The sequence below is a fragment of the Pseudomonas sp. NPDC087817 genome, from assembly GCF_044742875.1.
GTDB lineage: Bacteria > Pseudomonadota > Gammaproteobacteria > Pseudomonadales > Pseudomonadaceae > Aquipseudomonas.
The window spans coordinates 1-22,948 of record NZ_JBIUVJ010000045.1 but is presented as its reverse complement, the minus strand read 5'-3'; the positions used below and the strand labels follow the sequence as shown (position 1 = coordinate 22,948).

The window sequence follows — 22,948 nt, the reverse complement described above, 5'->3', positions numbered from 1 at the left end:
AGCCGAGCTAACGCTCATCCTGTTGAGTGGTGAGGAGCAGAAGCGATCTGTTCTTGCTCTTCTGTGGGAGCGAGCCTGCTCGCGAAGGCGGCCTGACAGCCGACCTGTTGCTTGCAGATGTACGCCATCCAACTGTAGGAGTGAGCCTGCTCGCGATGACGCCCTGACAGCCACCCAATTTCTGCTTGAATGCACGCGCCGAAACTGTGGGAGCTGGCTTGCCAGCGATGGCGGCCTGACAGCCGACCAAGCCTTGAACTGAAAATACTCGATCCAAATGTGGGAGCCAGCCTGCTGGCGAAGACGATCTGAAAGGCGAAGTTGTTTAACGGTGTGACAAAAACTCAGAACCTTCCCACATGTTTTTCAGGTTGTCCGTCGGACGTGCGATCTCTAGCCTTAGGCTGTCGCTGCAAAAATCAGCGACCGGGTTTCGCAGCCCGGTTAAACTTCAGACGCACAGCGTCCACCATCCGAAAACGGGCGCTTTTTTATGCCTGTGTCATGGCGGTTGTGCGCGGGATACCTTCGGGTATGCCGGGTGCCTGAAGTCCCGGTCTGCGAACCTGCGTACAGCTGCCACCTAACATTCGTTTCGCAGCGAACGGTGGCGGCTCCATTACTTCAGGAGATTTCGCCATGTTCAAACCCACGCCAAACCCGCCCAAACCCGTCAATCATCCCAGCACAATCTTCACCGTCCTTCCCGAGGTCGATTCCGAAACATTACTCGCTCACGCCTGTGAAACGCTGGCCTCAGCCAACATCATGGCCACGGAACTGGCGTTCACCCTGATGGGCCCGACGTGTAATCATCTTCTGGGTATTCAGCAGATGATCTCCCTCGCAGAGCTATCGGTGAACCGCGTCCTCGATCAAGTCGATCCGCAAACCTGACGCCCAACAAAAAGCCCGCTGAACCCCAAAGGTTCAGCGGGCTTTTTGTCGTTCAGAACATTACAACGTCCCAAACACCTTCTTCGCCAGACTCGTCGCCGCAGCGGCCGGGTTTTTGCGAAGGGTTTCTTCCTGTTTGCCGATCATTTCGAACAAGCCGTTGAGCGCTTGTTCGGTCACGTAGTTTTCGACGTTGGCGCTCTTCGCGTCCACCACACCAAAGGTCGCGGCCTGGCCGGCGAAGGCGTTGTATTTCTGCGCTACTCCGACCTTGTCCGTGGCTTGTTTGACGATCGGCAGGAACTTGGCGCGGATCTGTTCGCGGCTGGATTTGTCGAGGTATTGGGTGGCCGAGTCGCTGCCGCCGCTGAGGATGCCTTTGGCGTCGGCAACGCTCATTTTCTTCACGGCGTCGACGAGGATTGGCTGGGCCTGGGTCACGGCGGTTTCCGCAGCCTTGTTCATCGCGGTTTCCAGTTCTTCGACCTGGGCGCCCATGCCGAAGGCTTTCATTTTGCTGGCGGCTTTACCGAGTTTGCCCGGCAGTTCGATCTTCACCTCAGGGTTGTTGCTGAAGCCACCCGGGGTGCCCAGTTGTTTGACGGCCAGTTGCGCGCCTTGGGTCAGGGCGTCCTTGAGGCCGCCGGTGGCGTCTTGTTGCGACAGATCGTTGAGCGACAGGGCCATGGCGCTGGCGGAGATCATCAGGCCCGCGCAGAGGCCGGCGAAGCGAAGGGTAGGGCGGAGCATGGCGGCTTCCTTGTTGCAGAAAATGAATTAACGAACGGCGTCGACGCGGATTTTCAGCGGCTGCGGATCGTTGCCGTCGAGTTGCACGGCGTGGTTTTCGGTGGTGATGAACATCAACTCACCGTTGACCTCAATGCGCGCGCTGACCGAGTAGCGGTGGCCGGGTTTGACCTGCGCCGGATCGTAGCTCAAGTGGAACGGCAGTGGCACCTGGCCTTTGACCGGGCCTTTCTGTTCGTCGAGTACGACGGCTGGTGCGTCGGCCAGTGAAACGTCTTGCAGGCTTACGCTCAGGGTCGCGCTCGGTGGCAGGGCGATGCGTTGCAGATAGAACACTTCACCATCGAGACCGACCTTGCCGGCGGGGGTGGTGGATTGGCAGGCGCTGAGCAGGGCAGCGGCAGCGAGAACGGTCAGTTTTTTCATGGCAAATCTCCTTTCAATGTAGGAGTGAGCCTGCTCGCGATGGCGGTTCAACATCTCTGTTGTCTGACCCAGCGTTTTCGCGAGCAGGCTCACTCCTACAGGTTTTCATCAGGCTTCGGGCTGTATGGCCGGTTGATCGGCCGCATCTTCACTGCGATGCAGCGCGACCTGACGGATCGACAAACGAATCTCCGCCGGCAACACACGTTTGGCCGCGCCTTCGGCCAGTTCGCCGAGCAGTTCGTGGTAGCTCAGTTTGCCGGCCTCGTCGCGACGCAGCACGTCGAGGTCGAGCAGGGTCTGGATGAAGTGGCGGAACAGGCTCTTGTCGAAGAACTCCGGGGCATTCAGGCCGTGGAGGATCGACAGGCGCTGGGCCATGACCGTGCACAGGTCTTCCAGTTCTTCGGCGCTGACGCTGTTCTGGCCGGCGTTGAGCAGCAGCGAGACGGTCATGTAGAAGCGTTGCAGGGTCTGCGCAATGCTCTTCGACAGCAGGGTCAGCAGCACGAAATGCCGCGAGCTCGGTGCCGGACGCAGGTACACGTCTTTCTCGAAGCGCAGCAGGCCTTGTTCGACGAACGCTTCCAGCCATTGATCGACCACCGCGTCGAGTTCGTCGAGGCTCCAGCGGATGAACAGCTCCGACTGCAAGTACGGATACAGCGCGCGGGTGTAGCGCAAGATCTGTTCGCGGCTCATGCGCGAGGTGCTCTGGAAGAAGCTCGCCAGCAGCGATGGCAGGGCGAAAATGTGCAGCACGTTGTTGCGGTAGTAGGTCATCAGGACGGCATTTTGCTCGTCCAGATAGAGAATCTTGCCCAGCGCATCGTTTTGTTCGGACAGCAGATCCATGTCCTTCACATGCTCGATCAGCGCGCGACCATCGCCTTCCGGCAATGTGGTGTGCGGCGAGTACGGGACCTTGCGCAGCAGGGCCAGATACAGATCCAGTACCCGCGCCATCGCCCGATCATCCAGCGCCAGACGGCTGGTCGACAGCAGCGCCAGGGCCACCAGGTTGACCGGGTTGATCGCCGCCGCTTCGTTCAGATGCTGCGCGACTTTCTCGCCGAGGCGGTTGGTGGTCTCGTTGAGCCACGCCGGTTTGTACTGCGGGCCAAGTTCCTGCTGGCGCCAGTCCGGTTGTTCGGCGTCGAGGAACTCCGCCAGTTTGATCGGCTCGCCGAAGTTCACCGCGACCTGACCGAAGCGCTGTTTGAGCGCGCCGATGACTTTGAAGATGTCGAAGATCGACTCTTTCTTCTTGCTCGCGCCACGCAGTTCGCCGAGGTAGGTGCGACCTTCAAGTACGCGCTCATAGCCGATGTACACCGGCACAAACACGATCGGCATCCGCGACGAACGCAGGAAGCTGCGCATGGTAATGGCGAGCATCCCGGTTTTCGGTTGCAGCATGCGCCCGGTGCGCGAGCGACCGCCCTCGACGAAGTACTCGACCGGAAAACCTTTGGTGAACAGGGTGTGCAGGTACTCGTTGAACACCGAGGTGTACAGCGGATTGCCCTTGAACGTGCGGCGCATGAAGAACGCGCCGCCACGGCGCAGCAGGCTGCCGATCACCGGCATGTTCAGGTTGATCCCGGCGGCGATGTGCGGCGGCGTCAGGCCGTTGCGGAACAGCAAATACGAGAGCAGCAGGTAGTCGATGTGGCTGCGGTGGCACGGCACGTAGATCACTTCGTGACCCTGGGCGACCTTTTGCACGCCTTCGATGTGGTTGACCTTGATGCCGTCGTAGATTTTGTTCCAGAACCAGCTCAGCACCACTTCAAGGAAGCGGATCGCGGTGTAGGTGTAGTCCGAGGCGATCTCGTTGCCGTAGCGCAGGGCCTGGGCTTTGGCTTTTTCCGGCGAGATGTTTTCGCGCTCGGCTTCGTCGAGGATCGCTTGCTTGACCAGCGGCTGGTTGAGCAGGCCTTTGACCAGGTTGCGGCGGTGGGAAATGTCCGGACCGATCACTGCCGCTTTCAGATTGCGGAAGTGTACGCGCAGGATGCGCTGGGCCATGCGCACGGTGCGTTCGTGGCCCTTGTTGTGTTCGATCAGCTCGCGCAGGTGGATCGGCGCGGAGAATTGCACGCGGGTTTTACGCCCGAGGACGACGATGCTCAGCAGTCGACGCAGACGGCCGGTGACGGCCCAGCTGTCGGCGAACAACAATTTCCAGGGACTGTTTTCACTGTCCGGCGATTGGCCCCAGAACACGCTGACCGGAATGATCTGTGCGTCTTCGGCAGCGTTCTGCGTGAGCGCGCTGACCAGCCGTGTCAGGGTCGGCGGCGCACCGCGTTTGTCCTGACGGCCGAGCCAGTCCGGGTCCGGGGTCAGATAGAAGAACGCGGCGGGCTCGATCAGCGAACCCACTGACACCGGCAGCACCGGACGCGGCAGGCCGGCCTTGGTGCACTCGGTATCGACCACCGCCAGATCGGTCAGCGATGGATTTTGCAGGACGTAGAACACCGGACGACTGCGGTCGAGGTTGAGGGTGAACGACGACTGGTTGATCGTCTCGGAGCGAACCCAGAGATACAACAGTCGGCGCAAGGTGCCAAACACAAGACGGCGGAACGGGGAACGGGTCATACGGCTTCTGCGTGAGTGGATAAAACCGAGCAGGTGCTCGGGCGGTGGCTAGTGTGCCGGATTCATCGAAAATCGGCAAAAAAGCGGCGAAGTAATCTCCTGTTGAGAGTTTTGCCGCCTGTCATATACTCGGCGATCTGCCGCCGGGGCCCTTTTATGGACGTCGGACGCAGGCTGACGTTCCTCAAAGGCTTTCCTGCGAAAAGCCTGTTCAATAATAAAAAAGGAGTATGAACAGATGGCAACACGTGAAACCGGCAACGTGAAGTGGTTCAACGACGCCAAGGGCTACGGCTTCATTCAGCGCGAGGACGGGGTGGACGTGTTCGTGCACTACCGCGCGATTCGTGGCGAAGGGCATCGGTCACTGACGGAAGGTCAGCAGGTCGAGTACGCGGTGATCACCGGCGAGAAGGGTTTGCAGGCTGAGGATGTTGTAGGTCTGTGATGATCGTTCCCACGCTCTGCGTGGGAATGCCTCAATGGACGCTCCGCGTCCGCATTGGACGCAGAGCGTCCCGGGCTGCATTCCCACGCGGAGCGTGGGAACGATCAGTATCAGGCGGTTTTCCAGGTGATCTCTTCTTCACCGTCTTCGCTGATGCGAATCCAGCGATCTGCTGTCTCTTCGCCTTCTTCCTCGACCCACGTCCCCGGCGCACAACGCACTTCGACGTTCAGCGCAGCAAAGGCTGCGCGAGCGCAGGCGATGTCGTCGTCCCAAGGCGTCTGGTCGCTTTCCAGGTACAGGCTGTTCCACTTGCCGACGGCTTTCGGCAGCCAGGTCACCGGCACGTTGCCGGCCTTGCACTTGTAGGTCTGGCCTTTCTGCACCCAGTCGCTGCATGGGCCCAACGCTTCGCCCAGCCAGGCCGAAATGGCCTTGTGGTCGACGTCGGCGTCTTTCAGGTAAATCTCGATATCCGGTTGGCGCATGGATGTCCTCACTGCGGGTCTGAAAAATCCATTCGCGGATTTAGCCGGCCCCGGGCATTGGCCCGAGACCAAAAGTTATTGAAGAACGAAATAATCGTAGCGCATCGACACGGTGGTCTCGAACGGCTCTGCCTGCTCGATCACCGCCGCGCGACGCTCGGCACTGGCACGCCAGCCGTGAGGTGTCATCGCCAACAGGTTGGCGCGGTCCTCGGGCTTGTCCAGCGTCAGTTTGAATTCCAGGGTTTCACTGTGCGCCAGCGCCATGCCTTCGGGCACCAGGGCCAGATGCTTGTCGTCGGTGTATTCGCGCACTTCGTCGTACAGGCGTTCGCGCAATTCCATCAGGTGGCCGCTGGTCGGGCCGACTTTCATCAGACCGCCGCCAACGCTGAGCAGACGCTTGGCTTCTTCCCAGTCCAAAGGACTGAAAACGCTGGCGAGAAACTGGCAACTGCCCGACGCCAATGGCACGCGAGCCATGCTGGCGATCAACCAGGTCAGCGCCGGGTTGCGCTTGCAGGCGCGTTTGACCGCTTCACGCGAGATGTCCAGCGCGTAGCCATCGGCGTCCGGCAGGGCCTCGGCGATTTGCGCGGTGTAATAACCCTCGCCACAACCGATGTCGACCCAGCGATCTGGCGCATAGCTCGCCGCCAGTTCGGCCAGACGCTTGGCCACCGGCGCGTAATGGCCGGCGTTCAAAAAGTCACGGCGCGCCTCGACCATGGCTTGGTTGTCGCCAGGGTCGCGGCTGTTCTTGTGCTGCACCGGCAGCAGGTTCAGATAACCCTGCCGCGCACGGTCGAAGCGATGGCCGGCGGGGCAGACCACGCCGTTGTCCACTGTGTTCAGCGGTTCACTGCAAATGGGGCAAGCAAGCATCAGGCGAGCAACTTGATCAGGGTCTGGTAGTAGATCTCGGTCAGCACGTCGAGATCGGCCGCCAATACGCGTTCGTTGACCTGGTGGATAGTCGCGTTGACCGGGCCCAGTTCAACCACTTGCGTGCCCATGGTCGCGATGAAACGGCCATCGGAAGTGCCGCCGCTGGTGGATGCCTTGGTCTCGCGGCCGGTGATGTCCTTGATGCTCGCCGATACCGCGTCGAGCAGCGCGCCCGGCTCGGTGAGGAACGGCAGGCCGGACAGCGCCCAGTCGATGTGCCAGTCCAGATCGTGCTTGTCGAGGATGTCGGCGACACGTTTCTGCAGGCCTTCGACGGTCGATTCGGTGGAGAAGCGGAAGTTGAACACCGCCACCAGATCGCCCGGAATCACGTTGGTCGCGCCGGTGCCGGAATTGACGTTGGAAATCTGGAAACTGGTCGGCGGGAAGAAATCGTTGCCGTGATCCCAATGCTCTGCGGCCAGTTCGGCCAGCGCCGGAGCAGCAAGGTGGATCGGATTTTTCGCCAGGTGCGGGTAGGCGACGTGGCCCTGAATGCCTTTGACGGTGAGCTTGGCACCGAGCGAGCCACGGCGGCCGTTTTTCACAACGTCGCCAACCAAAGTGGTGCTCGACGGTTCGCCGACGATGCACCAGTCCAGACGCTCGTTGCGCGCGGCCAGGCGTTCAACCACAGCCTTGGTGCCGTGATGCGCCGGGCCTTCTTCGTCGCTGGTGATCAGGAACGCGACCTTGCCCTTGTGGTTCGGGTAGTCGGTGACAAAGCGTTCGGCGGCAACGGTCATCGACGCCAGGCTGCCTTTCATGTCCGCCGCGCCACGACCGCAGAGCATGCCGTGTTCATCAATCACCGCGTTGAACGGGTCGATCTGCCACGCCGTTACCGGACCGGTCGGCACCACGTCGGTGTGGCCGGCGAAGCACAGCACCGGGCCGTCGTTGTTGCCGTGGGTGGCCCAGAAGTTATCCACATCCTCGATGCGCATCGGTTCGAGGGTGAAACCGGCATCGCCCAGGCGCTGCATCATCTGCTTCTGGCAATCGGCATCGACCGGCGTTACGGACGGACGGCGGATCAGATCGATGGCGAGTTGGAGGGTCGGCGAAAGGTCGGCGTGGGCCGTCATGGAAAACTCCGGGATCATGAATTTGAGCAGGGACCAATGTGGGAGCGAGCCTGCTCGCGAATGCGGTGTGTCAGTCAACATAGTTGGTGATTGTTACAACGCCTTCGCGAGCAGGCTCGCTCCCACAGGGATTAGAGCTGAGCCCCGCAAAATGGCGGTTATCTTAAAGCAAAACGGCGACCATTGGCCGCCGTTTAGTGCATCGATGAGGATTTAGACGACCGGCGCCGGTTCAGGCGCGGGCGCAGGTTTCGGTAGCGACGACAGGAACGCCATGATCAACGCCGCCAGGTACGGCAGCGACTGCACCAGCAGCATCACCACCCAGAAACGCATGTCATTGCTCGGCATGCCGTTGACCAGGAAGATCCCCAGCGCCGCGCCCCACAACAGCAACATGATGAACAGCTCCTCCCGCGCTTCGGAAATCGCCACCCAGAAGCCATGGTTGTCGGCATTTTTCGGCGTACGGAAGAACGGAATGCTGCTGGTGAAGAAGCCGTACAACACCGCTTTGGCGATGGTGTGCGACAACGCCAGACCGGCCAGTGCCGCACAGAACGCATCCTTCAGGTTCACCCCAACCGCGCGGCGATACAGGAAGATGATCTTGCCGACCTTGAACACGAACAGCGCCAACGGCGGGATCGCGAAAATCAGCAGCGGCGGATCGACCCGTTGCGGCACGATGATCATTGCCGCCGACCACAACAGCGCGCCGACGGTGAAGAAAATGTTCATACCGTCCGCGACCCACGGCAACCAGCCCGCGAGGAAGTGGTAGCGCTGGCCACGAGTCAGTTCGGTGTCCTTGCCGCGCAGCAGGCTGCGGGTGTGGCGCTTGATGATCTGGATCGCACCGTAAGCCCAACGGAAACGCTGCTTCTTGAAGTCGATGAAGGTGTCCGGCATCAGACCCTTGCCGTAGCTGTCGTGGTAATACGCCGCCGACAGGCCTTTCTCGAACACGCGCAGACCGAGTTCGGCGTCTTCACAGATGCACCAGTCAGCCCAACCCAATTCTTCCAGAACCGAACGGCGGGTCATGGTCATGGTGCCGTGCTGGATGATCGCGTCACGGTCATTGCGGGTGACCATGCCGATGTGGAAGAAGCCTTTGTATTCCGCGTAGCAGAGCTTCTTGAAGGTGCTTTCGTTCTGGTCGCGATAGTCCTGAGGCGACTGCACCACGGCGATTTTCGGGTCGGCGAAGTGCGGCACCATGTGCTTGAGCCAGTTCGGGTGCACGCAATAATCGGAGTCGATCACCGCGATCACTTCGGCGTCCTTGGCGGTGTGCGGGATCAGGTAGTTCAGCGCACCGCCCTTGAAACCGGCCAATGGCGCAACGTGGAAGAACTTGAAGCGTGGGCCGAGGGTTGCGCAGTAGTCGCGCACCGGTTCCCAGACCGCCGGGTCCTTGGTGTTGTTGTCGATGATCAGGACTTCATAGTCCGGATAATCGAGCGCGGCCAGGGCGTCGAGGGTCTGTTTGACCATGTCCGGCGGCTCGTTGTAGCAAGGCACGTGGATCGACACCTTCGGGCGATAGCTGGAGTCGCCTTCGACCGGCAGGAATTCCCGTCGACGCTTGTGAATCCACACCGCTTCGGCCAATTCATGCGCCTCCGTCAGCAAGACGATAAACACGCCGAGCGCACCCAGTGCCAGGAGGAAACCGACCGTCAGGCTGAACCACGTGCTGTATTGCAGGCTGTAGTCGTAACCGATCCACACCAGCACCGAACCACACAGGAATGCAATAAAGGTCAGGAAGATCCGGCCGCGCTGGCGCAGCGCCGAGCCGTCGATCATCAGCAACGTCAGCGACAACAACGCCAGCACCACCGAACCGACCGCCAGCACGCGCCATTGCGGAATCGCTACCACCGGGCCTTCGAAGTTGAATTTCTGCTGACGCGCGGCGTTGAACACGCCCCAATAGGCGCCAACCGACCCTTCGTCACTGGCCTTCCACGGCTGGTCAAACGCTTCGATCACGAAGTAGTTGAAGCCCTGGCGATTGAGCTTGTTCACCAGGTTGCGCAGGTAGATCGCCTGATCTGCCGGCGACGCATCAGCACCACCGCGCATACGGCCGTTGCTCGGCCAGCCCACTTCGGACAGCAGCAGCGGTTTTTTCGGGAACAGCTTTTTCAGGTCGCGGGCACGGTCGAAAACGAACTGGCCAGCCTTGTCGACCGGGATGAATTCCCAGTACGGCAGAACGTGGGCGGCGATCAGGTCAACGTGCTTGGCCAGTTCCGGGTGTTCTTCCCAGACGTGCCACTGCTCGGAGGTAGTCACCGGCACTTTCACCGCGGCGCGAACCCGGTCTAGCAGCACGCTCAGTTGTTCGGCGGTGATTTCCTTGCGGAAGATCGCCTCGTTGCCGACTACCACGCGAACCACGCTGCGCGAGGTGTTGGCCAGTTCGATGGCGCGGGTGATTTCTCGTTCGTTGCGCTCCTGGTCGGGGCTGATCCAGATCCCGAGGGTCACGCGCAGGCCGAACTCTTCCGCCAGTTTCGGGATGTCTTGCAAAGAGCCGTCGACCGAGTAGATACGGATGTTGTCCGTCAGCTTGCTCATGATCTCCAGATCGCGGCGCATTTCCTCGTCAGATGGGAACTGATCCTTCTGCGGGAATTGTCCTTGTTGGAACGGCGAATAGGAGAAACCGGAGATCTGCTCCGGCCAGTTCGGCGCGGTGACCGGGCGATTGATCAGCGCCCAGAAGCCGGTGAACAGGGCGGCGATTGCCAGAACCACCACCAGGTTGAGTCCAAATTTACGCGATGACATAGCTGTTTCAGGTTCCAAAGGCTGTGGAACGGAGGATCGGTAGGCTATACGCCAAAGGGGCGCGCATCCTACACCGGTAGTTCACAAGTCGTACAACAGACAGGGAAATGCCCGATATTGGGCAATCCTCTTTGACTTAAGTTCTTACACTTGTAGATCGAAGGTTAAAACTTGTCGCTGCGTAGCCCTATAATGCGCGCCGGTTTTTGGGGTAATGGTCATGAGTACAGAAGATCCGCGGTTTGCAGGCATCGCCCGTTTGTATGGCATCGAAGGCCTGGAGCGCTTGCGCGCCGCCCACGTGGCGATCGTCGGCGTCGGTGGCGTCGGTTCCTGGGCGGCGGAAGCCATGGCCCGTTGTGGTGTCGGCGAAATTTCGCTGTTCGACCTCGACGATGTCTGTGTCAGCAACGCCAATCGGCAGTTGCACGCGCTGGACGGCACCGTCGGCAAACCCAAGGTCGACGTGATGGCCGAGCGTTTGCGCGGGATCAACCCGGATTGCACCGTGCACGCTGTGGCGGATTTCGTGACCCGCGAGACCATGGCCGAGTACATCACGCCGAACATCGATTGCGTGATTGACTGCATCGACGCAGTCAACGCCAAGGCTGCGCTGATCGCCTGGTGCAAGCGCCGCAAAATCCAGATCATCACCACCGGCGGCGCGGGCGGGCAGATTGATCCGACGCTGATTCAGGTCTGCGATCTGAACCGTACGTTCAACGATCCGCTGGCGTCGAAAGTGCGCTCGACGTTGCGCCGTGACTACGGCTTCTCACGCACCGTGACCCGTCATTACAGCGTGCCGTGTGTGTTCTCCACCGAGCAACTGCGCTATCCGAAACCGGACGGCAGCATCTGTTTGCAGAAGAGTTTTGTCGGTGATGGCGTGAAGCTCGACTGCGCGGGCGGTTTTGGCGCGGTGATGATGGTCACGGCGACGTTCGGCATGGTCGCGGCGACCAAGGCTGTGGACAAGATTGTGGCGGGTGTTCGGCGCCCGGCTGACCGAGTGAAACCTCAGGTTTGATCGGTGGAGTTGATGACCTCATCGCTGGCAAGCCAGCTCCCACAGGTATTTGGCAGGTTCACTGCATTTGTGAACACCATGGACCCTGTGGGAGCTGGCTTGCCAGCGATAGCGATCAACCTGCCAACTCATTCATCCGCTGGAGCACGGCATTCAGGCCATTGCTGCGCGACGGCGACAACTGGCGCGACAGGCCGAGTTGATTGAACCAGTCCGGCAAATCAACTTCCTGCAATTCATCAGCGCTCAGTCCATTGACCCGCAACAACAGCAACGCCACCAACCCGCGAATCATCCGCGCATCGCTGCTCGCCGCGAACTGCCAGTGACCATCACGCAATTCCCCAACCAGCCACACCTGACTTTCACACCCATGCACCCGGTTGGCTTCGCACTTGTCCAAGACATTCAACGGCGCCAGACGATCACCAAACTGCATCAGCAACCGCGCCCGCTGTTCCCAGCCTGCGGCATTCTGAAAGGTGTGCAGCGCATCGGCGGCTTCAGCCGGCAATTTCATCGCAACAACTCCAGTGCCTGATCCAGCGCTTCAAAAAACCGCTCCAGATCTTCGGAGTCGTTGTACAGCGCCAGCGACACCCGAATCGCCCCGGCCAGTTCGAAGCTTTTCAGCAACGGCATGGCGCAGTGATGCCCGGCGCGCACGGCGATGCCTTGCTCGGTCAGCAGATGCGCGAGGTCGGCGTTGTGCACACCCTCGACAACAAAACTCGCCAGCGCCAGTTGCGGCTTGCCCAGCAGGCGAATGCCATTGCGGGCGGCGAGGCCGCGCAGCAGGTAATCATGTAGCGCGGCTTCGTGAGCAGACACCGCGTCCTGATCAAGCCCGGCGAGATAATCAAGGGTCGCGCCGAGGCCGATCACACTGGCAATCGGTGGCGTGCCTGCCTCGAAACCCAGCGGGGCAGGACGAAAGCGTGAGTCGTGGTAGTTGGCTTCCAGCACCATCTCACCGCCAAACTGCCACGGCTTCAGCTGTTCAAGCGCGGCATTGCGGCCGAACAACACACCGAGGCCATCGGGGCCGTACAGTTTGTGGCTGGAAAACACATAAAAATCGCAGCCCAGCGCCTGTACGTCATGCCGACCGTGCACCACGCCTTGGGCGCCATCGACCACGGTCAGCGCGTTCTGCGCCTTGGCCATGCCAAGCAGTGCAGGCAGTGGTTGCCAGGCGCCGAGCACGTTGGACAACTGGCTGACCGCCAGCAAACGCGTGCGCGGGCCGATCAGATGGACAGCGGCGGCGAGGTCGATCACACCGTCGTCATCCAGCGGCAGGATCACCAGTTTCAGCTGGCGACGTTGCGCCAGTTGCTGCCACGGCAGCAGGTTGGCGTGATGCTCCAAGGCGCTGATGACAATTTCATCGCCCGGATGGAAAAGATGTTCCAGGCCATAAGCCAGGAGATTCAGCGCACTGGTGGCGCCGTGGGTGAAGATGATTTGCCCGCTGTCACCGGCATTGAGCCACTGCGCGACTTTGAGTCGACTGTCTTCGAACGCTTGCGTGGCGTGGGCGCCGGGCAAATGTTGCGCACGATGCACATTGGCCGCGCCGTTGGCGTAGTAATGCGCCAGCGCGTCGAGCAGGGCCTGGGGTTTTTGCGTGGTGGCGGCGTTGTCCAGATAGGTCTGGTCTTGCCGTTGCAGGGCGGCGATGGCCGGGAAATCGGCACGCCAGGGGGAGGGAATCATCACGGTTTATAGCCCTGGTGAAATGGGCGGGATGTACGCCAAATCCTGTAGGAGTGAGCCTGATCGCGATGGCGTCCGTGAGGGCGCTAAAAGCATCGCGAGCAGGCTCACTCCTACAATGGATTATCCAAGCACTCAGTTGTGAGCGTGCAGCGCTTCGTTCAGTTCGATCGCCGATTTGTGGGTTTTGCATTCCACGGCACCGGTTTCCGAATTGCGACGGAACAGCAGGTCAGTCTGACCGGCCAGCTCACGCGCTTTCACAACTTTGACCAGATTGTTGTTCTCGTCCAGCAGCGCCACCTTGGTGCCGGCGGTCACGTACAGGCCAGACTCGACGGTGTTGCGGTCGCCCAGCGGAATACCGATACCGGCGTTGGCGCCGATCAGGCAGCCTTCGCCGACCTTGATCACGATGTTGCCGCCGCCCGACAGGGTGCCCATGGTCGAGCAACCGCCGCCCAGGTCCGAACCCTTGCCGACGAAAACGCCAGCCGATACGCGGCCTTCGATCATGCCCGGGCCTTCGGTGCCGGCGTTGAAGTTGATGAAGCCTTCGTGCATCACGGTGGTGCCTTCGCCCACGTAGGCGCCCAGACGCAGACGCGCGGCGTCAGCGATACGCACACCAGCAGGGACAACGTAATCAGTCATTTTCGGGAACTTGTCCACCGAGAACACTTCCAGCAGCTCGCCACGCAGACGGGCTTCGAGTTGCAGCTCGGCCAGTTCGCTCAGGTCGATCGCACCCTGGCTGGTCCACGCTACGTTCGGCAGCAGCGGGAAGATCCCGGCCAAGCTCACGCCGTGCGGCTTGACCAGGCGATGGGACAGCAGGTGCAGCTTCAGGTACGCCTCAGGCGTGGAAGTCAGCTGTGTGTCTTCGGCCAGCAGGGTGGCGACCAGCGGCTTGTGGCTCTCGGCCAGGCGGGTCAGCAATTTGCCTTGAACGGCGTCGATGCCTTTCACTGCTTCAGCCAGTTGCGCAGCCTGTGCGGTGGTGAAGGTGATGGCCTGGTTGCCTTCGGTGTAGCCGAGGATCGGCGCAACGGCGGCGACCAGTTCGGCCGAAGGGTTGAGCAGTGGCTGTGCGTAGAACACTTCGAGCCAGGCGCCTTGACGGTTTTGCGTGCCGACACCGAAGGCGATGCTGAACAGGGAGTTGGACATGTGAATACCTCTACAAAGAGTGACGGGCTGCTTACTTCAGAGCGGCCGCGTAGATATCTGGCTTGAAGCCAATCAGGGTTCGGTCACCGAGATCGAGCACCGGGCGCTTGATCATCGAGGGTTGAGCGAGCATCAGTTCGATGGCTTTCGCTTGGTCGAGATCGGCTTTGCGTTCGTCGTCGAGTTTGCGAAAGGTCGTGCCTGCACGGTTCAACACCGTTTGCCAGCCGTGCTCGTCACACCATTGGGTCAGGTGTTCACGGTCGATACCGGCGGTTTTGTAATCGTGAAAGTCGTAGCTGACAGCGTGTTCATCGAGCCAGGTGCGCGCCTTTTTCATGGTGTCGCAGGCTTTGATGCCGAAAAGGTGCAACGTTTTACTTGAAACCGTCAAGGAATCGCCCCCTTTACAGGTGCTGGAGAAAAATGGTGTCGGATTATGCCATGACCAAACGGTTTCGCGGCGCCTGAGGTCGATTTCCCACCGCAAAACCCTGTAGGAGTGAGCCTGCTCGCGATGGCGATTTACCTGCCACTGGCATTGTTGAATGTTAAACCGTTATCGCGAGCAGGCTCACTCCTAGAAGGGATTTGTGGCAGGGCTGCGACATAGGTGCAACGGTCAGGCACAGCCTAAGCGGCTAATATGGCAGTTCAACGCTGTCGATTGTCTGAGATTTCCGCTTTATGCAAACTGCCTACACCGTCCTGATCCTGCTGATGCTGGTCAGCGTCTCCCGTCTGGTCGGACGGGTCATCCCGCTGCCGCTGCCTTTGGTCCAGATCGCCGCCGGTGCCTTGCTGGCCTGGCCGACGCTGGGTCTGCATGTCGCCCTTGATCCCGAACTTTTCCTGTTTCTGTTCTTGCCGCCGCTGCTGTTTTCCGACGGTTGGCGCATGCCCAAACGTGAACTCTGGCATTTGCGCGGACCGATTCTGACGCTCGCGGTCGGGCTGGTGCTGTTTACGGTGGTGGGCGCCGGGTACTTCATCCATTGGCTGCTGCCGACAATTCCACTGCCGGTGGCTTTCGCGTTGGCCGCTGTGCTGTCGCCAACGGACGCTGTGGCGGTGTCGGCCATCTCGCAAAACCGTTTGCCCACGCCGTTGATGCATATGTTGCAAGGCGAGGCGTTGATGAACGACGCGTCCGGTCTGGTGACGTTCAAGTTTGCCTTGGCTGCCGCCGTGACGGGCGTTTTCTCGCTGACCAACGCCAGCCTGACCTTTGTGGTCGTGGCACTTGGAGGCTTGGCGGTCGGCGTCGCGTTGAGCTGGCTGGTCGGGCGATTGCGGGCATGGATGATCGCCCGAGGCTGGGATGACCCGGCGACTCACGTGGTGTTCATGCTGTTGTTGCCGTTTGCCGCCTATGTACTGGCCGAGCGTCTCGGTGTATCGGGCATCCTGTCGGCGGTCGCGGCGGGAATGATGCAGAGCTGGCTCGATCTGTTGCCGCGCCAGACCAGCACGCGCCTGCTTAACCGGAGCGTCTGGTCGCTGCTGGAGTTTGCTTTCAACGGTTTGATTTTTCTGTTGCTGGGTCTGCAACTGCCGGACATCATCAAAGCCGTGGTCAGCCATGAGCCGACGCTGTGGCCAACGCTGCTGTATCGCTGCCTCGATGTGCTGGCGATTTACCTCGCGTTAGTGCTGCTGCGATTTATCTGGGTGCAAAGCATCTGGCGTTTGTCAGTGCTGTTGCGACGATTGCGCGGCAAGGGAGATCTGACGCAAGTCCCGACCGCCCGCTCCTGCTGGCTGCTGACAGTCGGCGGTGTACGCGGCGCGGTAACGCTGGCGGGTGTGATGTCGGTGCCGATGTTGATGGGGAGTGAGGCATTTCCCGAGCGTGACCTGCTGATTTTCATTGCCGCCGGAGTGATTCTGCTGTCACTGGTCTCGGCATGTATCGCCTTGCCATTGCTGTTGCGCGGCATCGAAAAAAGCCCTGACGATAAACGCCGTCAGGAAGTTCGCGACGCCTGGCGCAAGACCGCCGAAGCGGCGATCCATGCGCTGGAAACCGAAGAGGTCGGCCCGCAGGATGCCGCGCAAGCGGCGCTGTCGGCAGAATTGAAGGCGCGGATCATGTCCGAGTACCGCCATCAACTCGACGTCTTCAACGATTCCGCCGAAGCCCAGGCGCTGGCGTTCCAGATGGATCTGCTGGAACGCCGTTTACGCTTGAAGGCGCTGCGCGCGCAACGCCTGGAGCTGTACAGCCTCAGCCGTCAACATGAGATTGGTGATGACGTGCTCAGGGAAGTATTGGCTGACCTTGACCTGAGTGAAGCGAATCTGGGGCAGGTCAAGTAGGCAGTTGCCAGTAGTCAAGGGCGGGATAAGCTTGTCTGGCGAAGAGTTTGTCCCCTTCGCTGAGGGTCATGTTGTCGCCGATATCCCATTTCTTGTAGGTGAGAAATTCAGGAGTCGGGTAATGCATGATCGAGTGTCTGTCGTAGCTGCCGAGGAATGCCGACTGCCTGGAGTCAAGGTTGAAGAAGTTGTGATCAACCTGGGCTTTGCTCCAGCCATGGTTCTTTTTGAAAAAGTCATAGGCGGCGGGTTTGTCCCACGGGATGTTAGCGTCGGGATGCAGATGCGCATGATGAAATCCCAGCGCATGGCCGAATTCATGCAGGATCGTTTGCTCAAAAAAACGATCATCAGGGCTTTTGCCTATCACCAGGGTGGGCTCGTCCGGATCCTCTTGCAGGGCCCACGTGCCAATGGCCGAGTAACTGTCGTTGCCTTCCACTGCAATGCGTATCTGGCCGTCGCCGTCATCGACCAGTTCGAGCGCCAGGCTGATAAAGGGCTCCCATCGCCTGAGGCAGAATTCTATCCTTACCCTTAGATTGGCCGGTACGTCCTCTTTGAACGAGAAGGTCACCGTACTGGCGTTTTCCCAGAAGCTGTTTGAGTAAGCGACTGAACGCCTGTGGCGCGTTTGCGGAGGGAGGTTCTGTCGGGCTTGTTCCTGGCGAGTGCCGGGCTCCAGCATTCTCACAAAATGACAGGTGTGCATGGTCAATATCCTTATTGATTGTGAACGTCGTGCCTTGATCCGTAAGGCGTCGCGTTTGGAAAAGGGAAGGTAATAGGCTTTGTACTTTTTTGGCTGGTCGAAGTTGTAACTTGATACTGATAACAAATCCCCGTCTGAGTGAAACAGCGAGCAGGGTATTCCCGCACGGCATTGCACCGTGCGGGATGTAAGTTTTACGAGCGATGACGGGTAATGAAGTTTCGAATGCGTTCGGCGGCTTCAACGCATTCCGCCAGTGGCGCAACCAACGCCATCCGCACTCGACCCGCCCCCGGATTGACCCCATCCACGTCACGAGACAAATAGGAGCCGGGCACGACAGTCACATGTTCTTCGGCAAACAGATCCCGGCAAAACGCCGCATCGTCGCCTTGTACATTCGGCCACAAGTAGAAGCTGCCATCCGGACGTTGTACGTCCATCACCGGGCTGAGAATCTCCAGCACCGCGTCGAACTTCTCGCGATACAACGCACGGTTGGCGCGTACATGCACTTCGTCATTCCACGCAGCGACGCTGGCCAGTTGCGTTTGTACCGGCATCGCACAACCGTGGTAGGTGCGATACAGCAGGAAACCCTTGAGGATGTCGGCGTCGCCGGCGACGAAACCGGAGCGCAGGCCCGGCAGGTTGGAACGCTTGGACAAGCTGTGGAACACCACACAGCGTTTGAAGTCCTTGCGGCCCAGTTCGACGCAGGCTGTGAGCAAACCCGGTGGCGGGGTCTGTTCGTCGAAGTACAGTTCGCTGTAGCACTCGTCGGCGGCGATGACGAAGTCGTATTCGTCGGCCAGGGCGATGAGCTTTTTCAGGGTCTCGACCGGGATCAGTGCGCCGGTCGGGTTGCCCGGCGAGCACAGAAACAGGATCTGGCAGCGCTTCCAGATATCCGGCGACACCGCGTCAAAGTCAGGATTGAAGCCGTTTTCATCAAGGCATGGCAGGTAATGCGGCTTGGCTCCGGCGAGAAACGCGGCGCCTTCGTAGATCTGATAGAACGGGTTGGGGCTGACCACCAGTGCGTCGTCGCCACGGTTGACCACGGTCTGGGTGAACGCGAACAACGCTTCGCGGGTACCGTTGACCGGCAGCACGTTACGCGCCGGATCGATCCAGCCGGTTGGCACGCCAAAGCGGCGTTCGCACCAGCCTGCGATGGCTTCGCGCAGGGCGGGAATACCAAGGGTGGTCGGGTACACGGCCATCTGATCCAGACTGTTCGCCAGCGCCTCGGCGACGAAGCTTGGCGAACGGTGTTTCGGCTCACCGATCGACAGCGCGATCGGACGCTTTTCCGGGTTTGGCGTCACGCTGCCGAGCAGGGCGCGGAGCTTCTCGAACGGGTAGGGCTGGAGCTGGTTCAGAGCGTTGTTCATGGGGGCCTCGTTCAATGTGGGAGCGAGCAAGCCTGCTCCCACAGGGGGGAAGTTGTTGGATCAGATACTGATGCGCGAAAGCTTGATATCGGGTTCCTGATTGACGCTCAACTGTTCAACGATCGCATCCTGCAAGCGACTGCACAGCAAGGGGTCGGATAACGGCTGGTTGTGGGCATCAGTGATGAAAAACACGTCCTCTACCCGTTCGCCCAATGTCGCAATCTTGGCGTTCTGCAGCGACAGGTCGAACTCGAGGAAGATCCCGCCGATTCGCGCCAGCAGTCCCGGGCGATCCGGCGCGGTGAGTTCCAGCACAGTCACCGGTCGCTGAGCGTCGTTGTGGATCGTCACCTGCGGTGCGAAGGCAAAGTGCTTCAGCTGGCGCGGTACCCGGCGCTGAATAATCGTCGGGTAGTCGTCCGGGTTGCGCAGGGCTTCGGTCAGGCCCTCGCGGATCTGCTTGATCCGTGCCGGGTTGTCGCCGATGGATTCGCCGTCGTTGTCGAGCACGATGTAGGTGTCGAGGGTGAATTGGCTGCTTGAGGTAATGACCCGGGCATCGTGAATGTTCAGGTTGAGCTGATCCATTGCGGCCACGGTTACGGCGAAGAAGTCGTGTTGATCCGGTGCGTAAATGAAGATCTGCGTGCCGCCCTCGAACTCGCGCTGGGTGGTTTCCTTGATCAGCACCAGCGGCCCGCCATCGGCCGGCTGCTGGAGGATCGCGTCGCTGTGCCAGGCCACATCGCCAGCGGTGTGGCGCAGGAAATAGTCATCGCCCAGTTGCGCCCACAATTGTTCGACATCGTCCGGGTCGGTGCCGCCGCGCACCAGAATGTCCAGCGCCGCGCTCTGGGTCTGGCGAATCTGCTCTTCGCGATCCACCGGGTTCTCCAGGCCACGGCGCAGGGCACGCTTGGTCTCGGTGTAGAGCTGGCGCAACAGGCTGGCACGCCACGAGTTCCACAGCGTCGGGTTGGTTGCGTTGATGTCGGCCACGGTCAGCACGTACAGGTAGTCGAGGCGGGTTTCGTCGCCGACGGCTTGTGCGAAGTCATGAATCACCTGCGGGTCGGACAAGTCCTTGCGCTGCGCGGTGGTCGACATCACCAGATGGTTTTGCACCAGCCAGACGATCAAGCGGCTGTCCCACACCGGTAATTGATGGCGCTGGCAGAACGCTTCGGCATCGACGGCGCCGATCTCCGAGTGATCGCCATGCCGGCCTTTGCCGATGTCGTGATACAGGCCGGCCATGTAGATCAGCTCGGGCTTGGGCAGTTTGGCCATGAGCTTGGCGGCCAGCGGGAATTTTTCCGAGACCTGGGTGTACTGAAGCTTACGCAGGTGCTTGATCAGGTTCAGCGTGTGCGCATCGACCGTATAGATGTGGAACAGGTCGTGCTGCATCTGCCCGACAATGAAACCGAACTCCGGCAAATAACGCCCGAGAATGCCGTAACGATTCATCCGGCGCAGGTTGCGGTGGATGCCGATCTTGCACTTGAACAGCTCGATGAACAGGCTGGTGTTGCGGATGTCATTGCGGAAATTGTCGTCGATCAAATGACGGTTTTCGCGCAGCAGGCGAATGGTGTCGGCGCGCACCCCTTTGATTTCCGGCTGCTGGGCCATCAGCACGAAGATCTCGAGCATGGCGAACGGCGTGCGGCGGAACACGTTGTCGTTGCGCGCCTCGATATAGCCATCGTGCAACTGGAAGCGCGAGTTGATTGGCTGCGGCGGCGCTTCGTCCTCAGGGGCGAGGATGACTTCTTCGAAGTGCTGGATGATCAGGTCGCTTAGCTGGGCGATGCTCATCACCACGCGGAAATACTGTTGCATGAAGTTTTCGACAGCCTGTTTGGCGTCGTCACCTTCGAAGCCGAGCAGGCCGGCGATGGTGCGTTGATGATCGAACAGCAGGCGGTCTTCCGAGCGACCGGCAAGCATGTGCAGGGCGTAGCGGACTTTCCAGAGGAATTCCTGAGAGGAGGCGAGAAGGGCGTTTTCGCTCTCGACCAGGAAGCCTTCGCCAGCGAGGGCGCGCAGGTTCAGGGTGCCGTACTGGCGACGGGCAACCCATAGAATCGTCTGGATATCCCGTAGGCCGCCGGGCGAGCCTTTGACGTTGGGTTCCAGGTTGTATTCGGTGTCGTTGTACTTGTGGTGGCGAGCTTTCTGTTCGGCGCGCTTGGCCAGGAAAAACTCCTTGGCCGGCCACATGTGTGCGGTGCTGGTGACGTCGAGCATGCGTTGGCGCAGGCGCTCGGGACCGCAGATGGTGCGGCTTTCCATCAGGTTGGTGACGACTGTCAGGTCGGCGCGGGCCTCTTCGGCGCATTCGTCGACCGAGCGCACGCTCTGGCCGACTTCCAGGCCGATATCCCACAGCAGCGTCAGAAAACGCTCGATGGAATCGCGGAAAACTTCGTGATCGGCGCTGTCCAGCAGGATCAGCAAGTCGATGTCGGAATAGGGGTGTAACTCGCCACGGCCATAGCCGCCGACCGCAACCAGCGCGATGTCGGCGTCTTCACTCCAGTTGAACTGCTCCCAGGCCTTTTGCAGGATGTTATCGACGAACCAGGCACGGTCCTCGATCAGCCGACGGATATCACGGCCGTTGCGAAAACGTGCGTCGAGCACTTCGCGGGCCTGGCGGATCGCCTTCTTGAATGCGGCGATAGGGCTCGCTTTCAGGGCCAGTTCAGCCTGGAACTGGCCGCGGTCGAAGAGTTCGGGATCCACCTGCGGCATCGATTGGCTTTCCTTCTATAAGGCTGGGAGCGTTCTGGGGGTCAGGCCGACATGCGCGGGATGGTGTCGTCGGCGCGCAGGGTGAAGATCTCGTAGCCGGTGTCAGTGACCAGCAGGGTGTGTTCCCACTGCGCCGAAAGCTTGCGGTCCTTGGTGATCGCGGTCCAGCCGTCGCCCAATACCTTGGTGTCGGCCTTGCCCTGGTTGATCATCGGTTCGATGGTGAAGGTCATGCCGGCCTTGAGTTCCATGCCGGTGCCGGCGCGGCCGTAGTGCAGGATCTGCGGCTCTTCGTGGAACACCTTGCCGATGCCGTGGCCGCAGAACTCGCGAACCACCGAGAAGCCGTTCTTCTCGGCGTGTTTCTGGATGACTTCACCGATGTCACCCAGACGGCAGCCGGGTTTGACGATTTCGATGGCCTTGTACATGCATTCCTGAGTGATCTGCGACAGACGCTCGGCCCAGACTGGCACGGTGCCGACGTGGAACATGCGGCTGGTATCGCCGTGGTAACCGTCCTTGATCACGGTGACGTCGATGTTCAGCGTGTCGCCGTTTTTCAGCGGCTTGTCATTCGGGATGCCGTGGCAGACCACATGGTTGATCGAGGTGCAGATCGACTTTGGGTAACCTTTGTAGTTGAGCGGGGCAGGGATGGCTTGCTGCACGTTGACGATGTAGTCGTGGCAGATCTGGTTCAGCTCATCGGTGGTAACGCCCGGTTTGACATGTTCGGCAATCATTTCCAGCACATCGGCGGCCAGTTTGCCGGCGACACGCATGCCAGCGATGTCCTCGGGGGTTTTGAGGTTGACGGTCATACAGGCTCTCTCTGCGCTCGGCGGCGCTTGCTGATACGGATAGGGTGGCAGCTGTGCGTTTTGCGACCCTGAAAAACGCGATTCTACCAGACGGAAGGAGCAAATCCGCGCCTGCGTGTATCGCTTGTCTCTATACAATGGTGCGCCCAGGGCCGATTCCAAGGGGGCCGAGCCCATGTCCTTGGTGCGATTGCAGATTTCGGGTTCCGTTTCTGCCTTCCCTGTGATATAAAATGCGCCGCTTTCCGGGGATACCCCGAAAGGCTTAAATCCACACACGTGTCGACACGATGACCTGGGTGCTTTTGGCTTTATGCCACTGGTTGGTCATTGGGATACGTGGAGGCCAAACCCGACTTATTAAGGAACTATCATGTCCCAAGTCAACATGCGCGATATGCTGAAGGCCGGTGTGCACTTCGGTCACCAAACCCGTTACTGGAATCCGAAAATGGGTAAGTACCTTTTCGGCGCGCGTAACAAGATTCACATCATCAACCTTGAAAAAACCCTGCCAATGTTCAACGAAGCTCTGACTTTCGGAGAGCGTC

20 protein-coding genes are annotated in these 22,948 nt (G+C 60.1%); 5 read left to right on the top strand and 15 right to left on the bottom strand.

Translation table 11 applies throughout. The annotated features are described in order from the left end of the window. Positions 1 to 639 precede the first annotated feature (639 nt). The gene (locus ACIONG_RS22360) at positions 640 to 897 is read left to right on the top strand and encodes a DUF6124 family protein (RefSeq protein WP_401302733.1); all 258 of its coding nucleotides are present in this window, start codon (positions 640 to 642) and stop codon (positions 895 to 897) included. A 60-nt stretch (positions 898 to 957) separates the two neighbouring features. On the opposite strand, the gene ACIONG_RS22355 is transcribed toward ACIONG_RS22360, so the two are convergent. The 3 genes from ACIONG_RS22355 to plsB all read right to left on the bottom strand — a co-directional run bounded on the left by ACIONG_RS22355 (position 958) and on the right by plsB (position 4,683). Next, on the bottom strand, positions 958 to 1,647 hold the full coding sequence (locus ACIONG_RS22355) for a DUF4197 domain-containing protein (protein WP_315446075.1): 690 nt from the start codon (positions 1,645 to 1,647) through the stop codon (positions 958 to 960). A 27-nt stretch (positions 1,648 to 1,674) separates the two neighbouring features. Next, positions 1,675 to 2,073 carry a YbaY family lipoprotein gene (locus ACIONG_RS22350; protein ID WP_123465052.1) on the bottom strand — a complete coding sequence of 133 codons (399 nt, stop codon included), beginning with the start codon at positions 2,071 to 2,073 and terminating at the stop codon, positions 1,675 to 1,677. A 108-nt stretch (positions 2,074 to 2,181) separates the two neighbouring features. After that, positions 2,182 to 4,683, bottom strand: a complete 2,502-nt coding sequence (plsB, locus tag ACIONG_RS22345; RefSeq protein WP_401302730.1) for a glycerol-3-phosphate 1-O-acyltransferase PlsB — start codon at positions 4,681 to 4,683, stop codon at positions 2,182 to 2,184. 238 nt (positions 4,684 to 4,921) lie between these two features. Between plsB and ACIONG_RS22340 the strand changes: the two genes are divergently transcribed. After that, a complete protein-coding gene (locus ACIONG_RS22340) occupies positions 4,922 to 5,131 on the top strand; it encodes a cold-shock protein (protein ID WP_007908870.1) in 210 nt (69 codons plus the stop codon). A gap of 110 nt (positions 5,132 to 5,241) precedes the next feature. Here the strand turns inward: ACIONG_RS22340 and ACIONG_RS22335 are convergent, their stop codons facing one another. The 4 genes from ACIONG_RS22335 to ACIONG_RS22320 form a co-directional block, all read right to left on the bottom strand. Beyond that, entirely contained in the window at positions 5,242 to 5,619 is a 378-nt protein-coding gene (locus ACIONG_RS22335) for a hypothetical protein (RefSeq protein WP_103303048.1), read from the bottom strand. A 75-nt stretch (positions 5,620 to 5,694) separates the two neighbouring features. Further along, on the bottom strand, positions 5,695 to 6,504 hold the full coding sequence (locus ACIONG_RS22330) for a putative RNA methyltransferase (RefSeq protein WP_213027689.1): 810 nt from the start codon (positions 6,502 to 6,504) through the stop codon (positions 5,695 to 5,697). Further along, a complete protein-coding gene (dapE, locus tag ACIONG_RS22325; protein WP_122843241.1) occupies positions 6,504 to 7,655 on the bottom strand; it encodes a succinyl-diaminopimelate desuccinylase in 1,152 nt (383 codons plus the stop codon). The genes ACIONG_RS22330 and dapE overlap by 1 nt, the downstream gene beginning before the upstream one ends. Before the next feature lie 213 nt (positions 7,656 to 7,868). After that, positions 7,869 to 10,460 carry a glycosyltransferase gene (locus ACIONG_RS22320; RefSeq protein WP_213027690.1) on the bottom strand — a complete coding sequence of 864 codons (2,592 nt, stop codon included), beginning with the start codon at positions 10,458 to 10,460 and terminating at the stop codon, positions 7,869 to 7,871. Between the two features lie 220 nt (positions 10,461 to 10,680). On the opposite strand from ACIONG_RS22320, the gene tcdA reads away from it, so the two are divergent. Further along, positions 10,681 to 11,493: a tRNA cyclic N6-threonylcarbamoyladenosine(37) synthase TcdA gene (gene tcdA, locus ACIONG_RS22315; RefSeq protein WP_401302727.1), complete on the top strand. Its 813-nt coding sequence runs from the start codon at positions 10,681 to 10,683 to the stop codon at positions 11,491 to 11,493. A gap of 115 nt (positions 11,494 to 11,608) precedes the next feature. Here the strand turns inward: tcdA and ACIONG_RS22310 are convergent, their stop codons facing one another. The 4 genes from ACIONG_RS22310 to ACIONG_RS22295 form a co-directional block, all read right to left on the bottom strand. Beyond that, the gene (locus ACIONG_RS22310) at positions 11,609 to 12,013 is read right to left on the bottom strand and encodes a SufE family protein (protein WP_401302725.1); all 405 of its coding nucleotides are present in this window, start codon (positions 12,011 to 12,013) and stop codon (positions 11,609 to 11,611) included. Continuing rightward, positions 12,010 to 13,215, bottom strand: coding sequence for an aminotransferase class V-fold PLP-dependent enzyme (locus tag ACIONG_RS22305; protein ID WP_401302723.1), 1,206 nt, complete (start codon positions 13,213 to 13,215; stop codon positions 12,010 to 12,012). The genes ACIONG_RS22310 and ACIONG_RS22305 overlap by 4 nt, the downstream gene beginning before the upstream one ends. A gap of 132 nt (positions 13,216 to 13,347) precedes the next feature. Beyond that, a complete protein-coding gene (gene dapD, locus ACIONG_RS22300) occupies positions 13,348 to 14,382 on the bottom strand; it encodes a 2,3,4,5-tetrahydropyridine-2,6-dicarboxylate N-succinyltransferase (RefSeq protein WP_401302722.1) in 1,035 nt (344 codons plus the stop codon). A gap of 31 nt (positions 14,383 to 14,413) precedes the next feature. Then, positions 14,414 to 14,776 (bottom strand): ArsC family reductase, encoded by a 363-nt coding sequence (locus tag ACIONG_RS22295; RefSeq protein WP_213027693.1) that lies wholly within the window; start codon positions 14,774 to 14,776, stop codon positions 14,414 to 14,416. Positions 14,777 to 15,069: 293 nt separating this feature from the next. Here ACIONG_RS22295 and ACIONG_RS22290 point away from each other — a divergent pair, with 293 nt between their 5' ends. Further along, a complete protein-coding gene (locus tag ACIONG_RS22290; protein ID WP_401302719.1) occupies positions 15,070 to 16,701 on the top strand; it encodes a Na+/H+ antiporter in 1,632 nt (543 codons plus the stop codon). Here the strand turns inward: ACIONG_RS22290 and ACIONG_RS22285 are convergent. The 4 genes from ACIONG_RS22285 to map form a co-directional block, all read right to left on the bottom strand. Then, a complete protein-coding gene (locus ACIONG_RS22285) occupies positions 16,694 to 17,413 on the bottom strand; it encodes a M12 family metallopeptidase (RefSeq protein ID WP_401302717.1) in 720 nt (239 codons plus the stop codon). The genes ACIONG_RS22290 and ACIONG_RS22285 overlap by 8 nt on opposite strands. 194 nt (positions 17,414 to 17,607) lie before the next feature. Continuing rightward, positions 17,608 to 18,810: a succinyldiaminopimelate transaminase gene (gene dapC, locus ACIONG_RS22280; protein ID WP_401302715.1), complete on the bottom strand. Its 1,203-nt coding sequence runs from the start codon at positions 18,808 to 18,810 to the stop codon at positions 17,608 to 17,610. Positions 18,811 to 18,870: 60 nt separating this feature from the next. Next, a complete protein-coding gene (locus tag ACIONG_RS22275) occupies positions 18,871 to 21,573 on the bottom strand; it encodes a [protein-PII] uridylyltransferase (protein ID WP_103303037.1) in 2,703 nt (900 codons plus the stop codon). Between the two features lie 41 nt (positions 21,574 to 21,614). After that, on the bottom strand, positions 21,615 to 22,397 hold the full coding sequence (gene map / locus ACIONG_RS22270; protein ID WP_213027694.1) for a type I methionyl aminopeptidase: 783 nt from the start codon (positions 22,395 to 22,397) through the stop codon (positions 21,615 to 21,617). A 373-nt stretch (positions 22,398 to 22,770) separates the two neighbouring features. Here map and rpsB point away from each other — a divergent pair. Continuing rightward, the coding region (gene rpsB / locus ACIONG_RS22265) for a 30S ribosomal protein S2 (RefSeq protein WP_401302755.1) at positions 22,771 to 22,948 on the top strand (178 nt) is incomplete at its 3' end.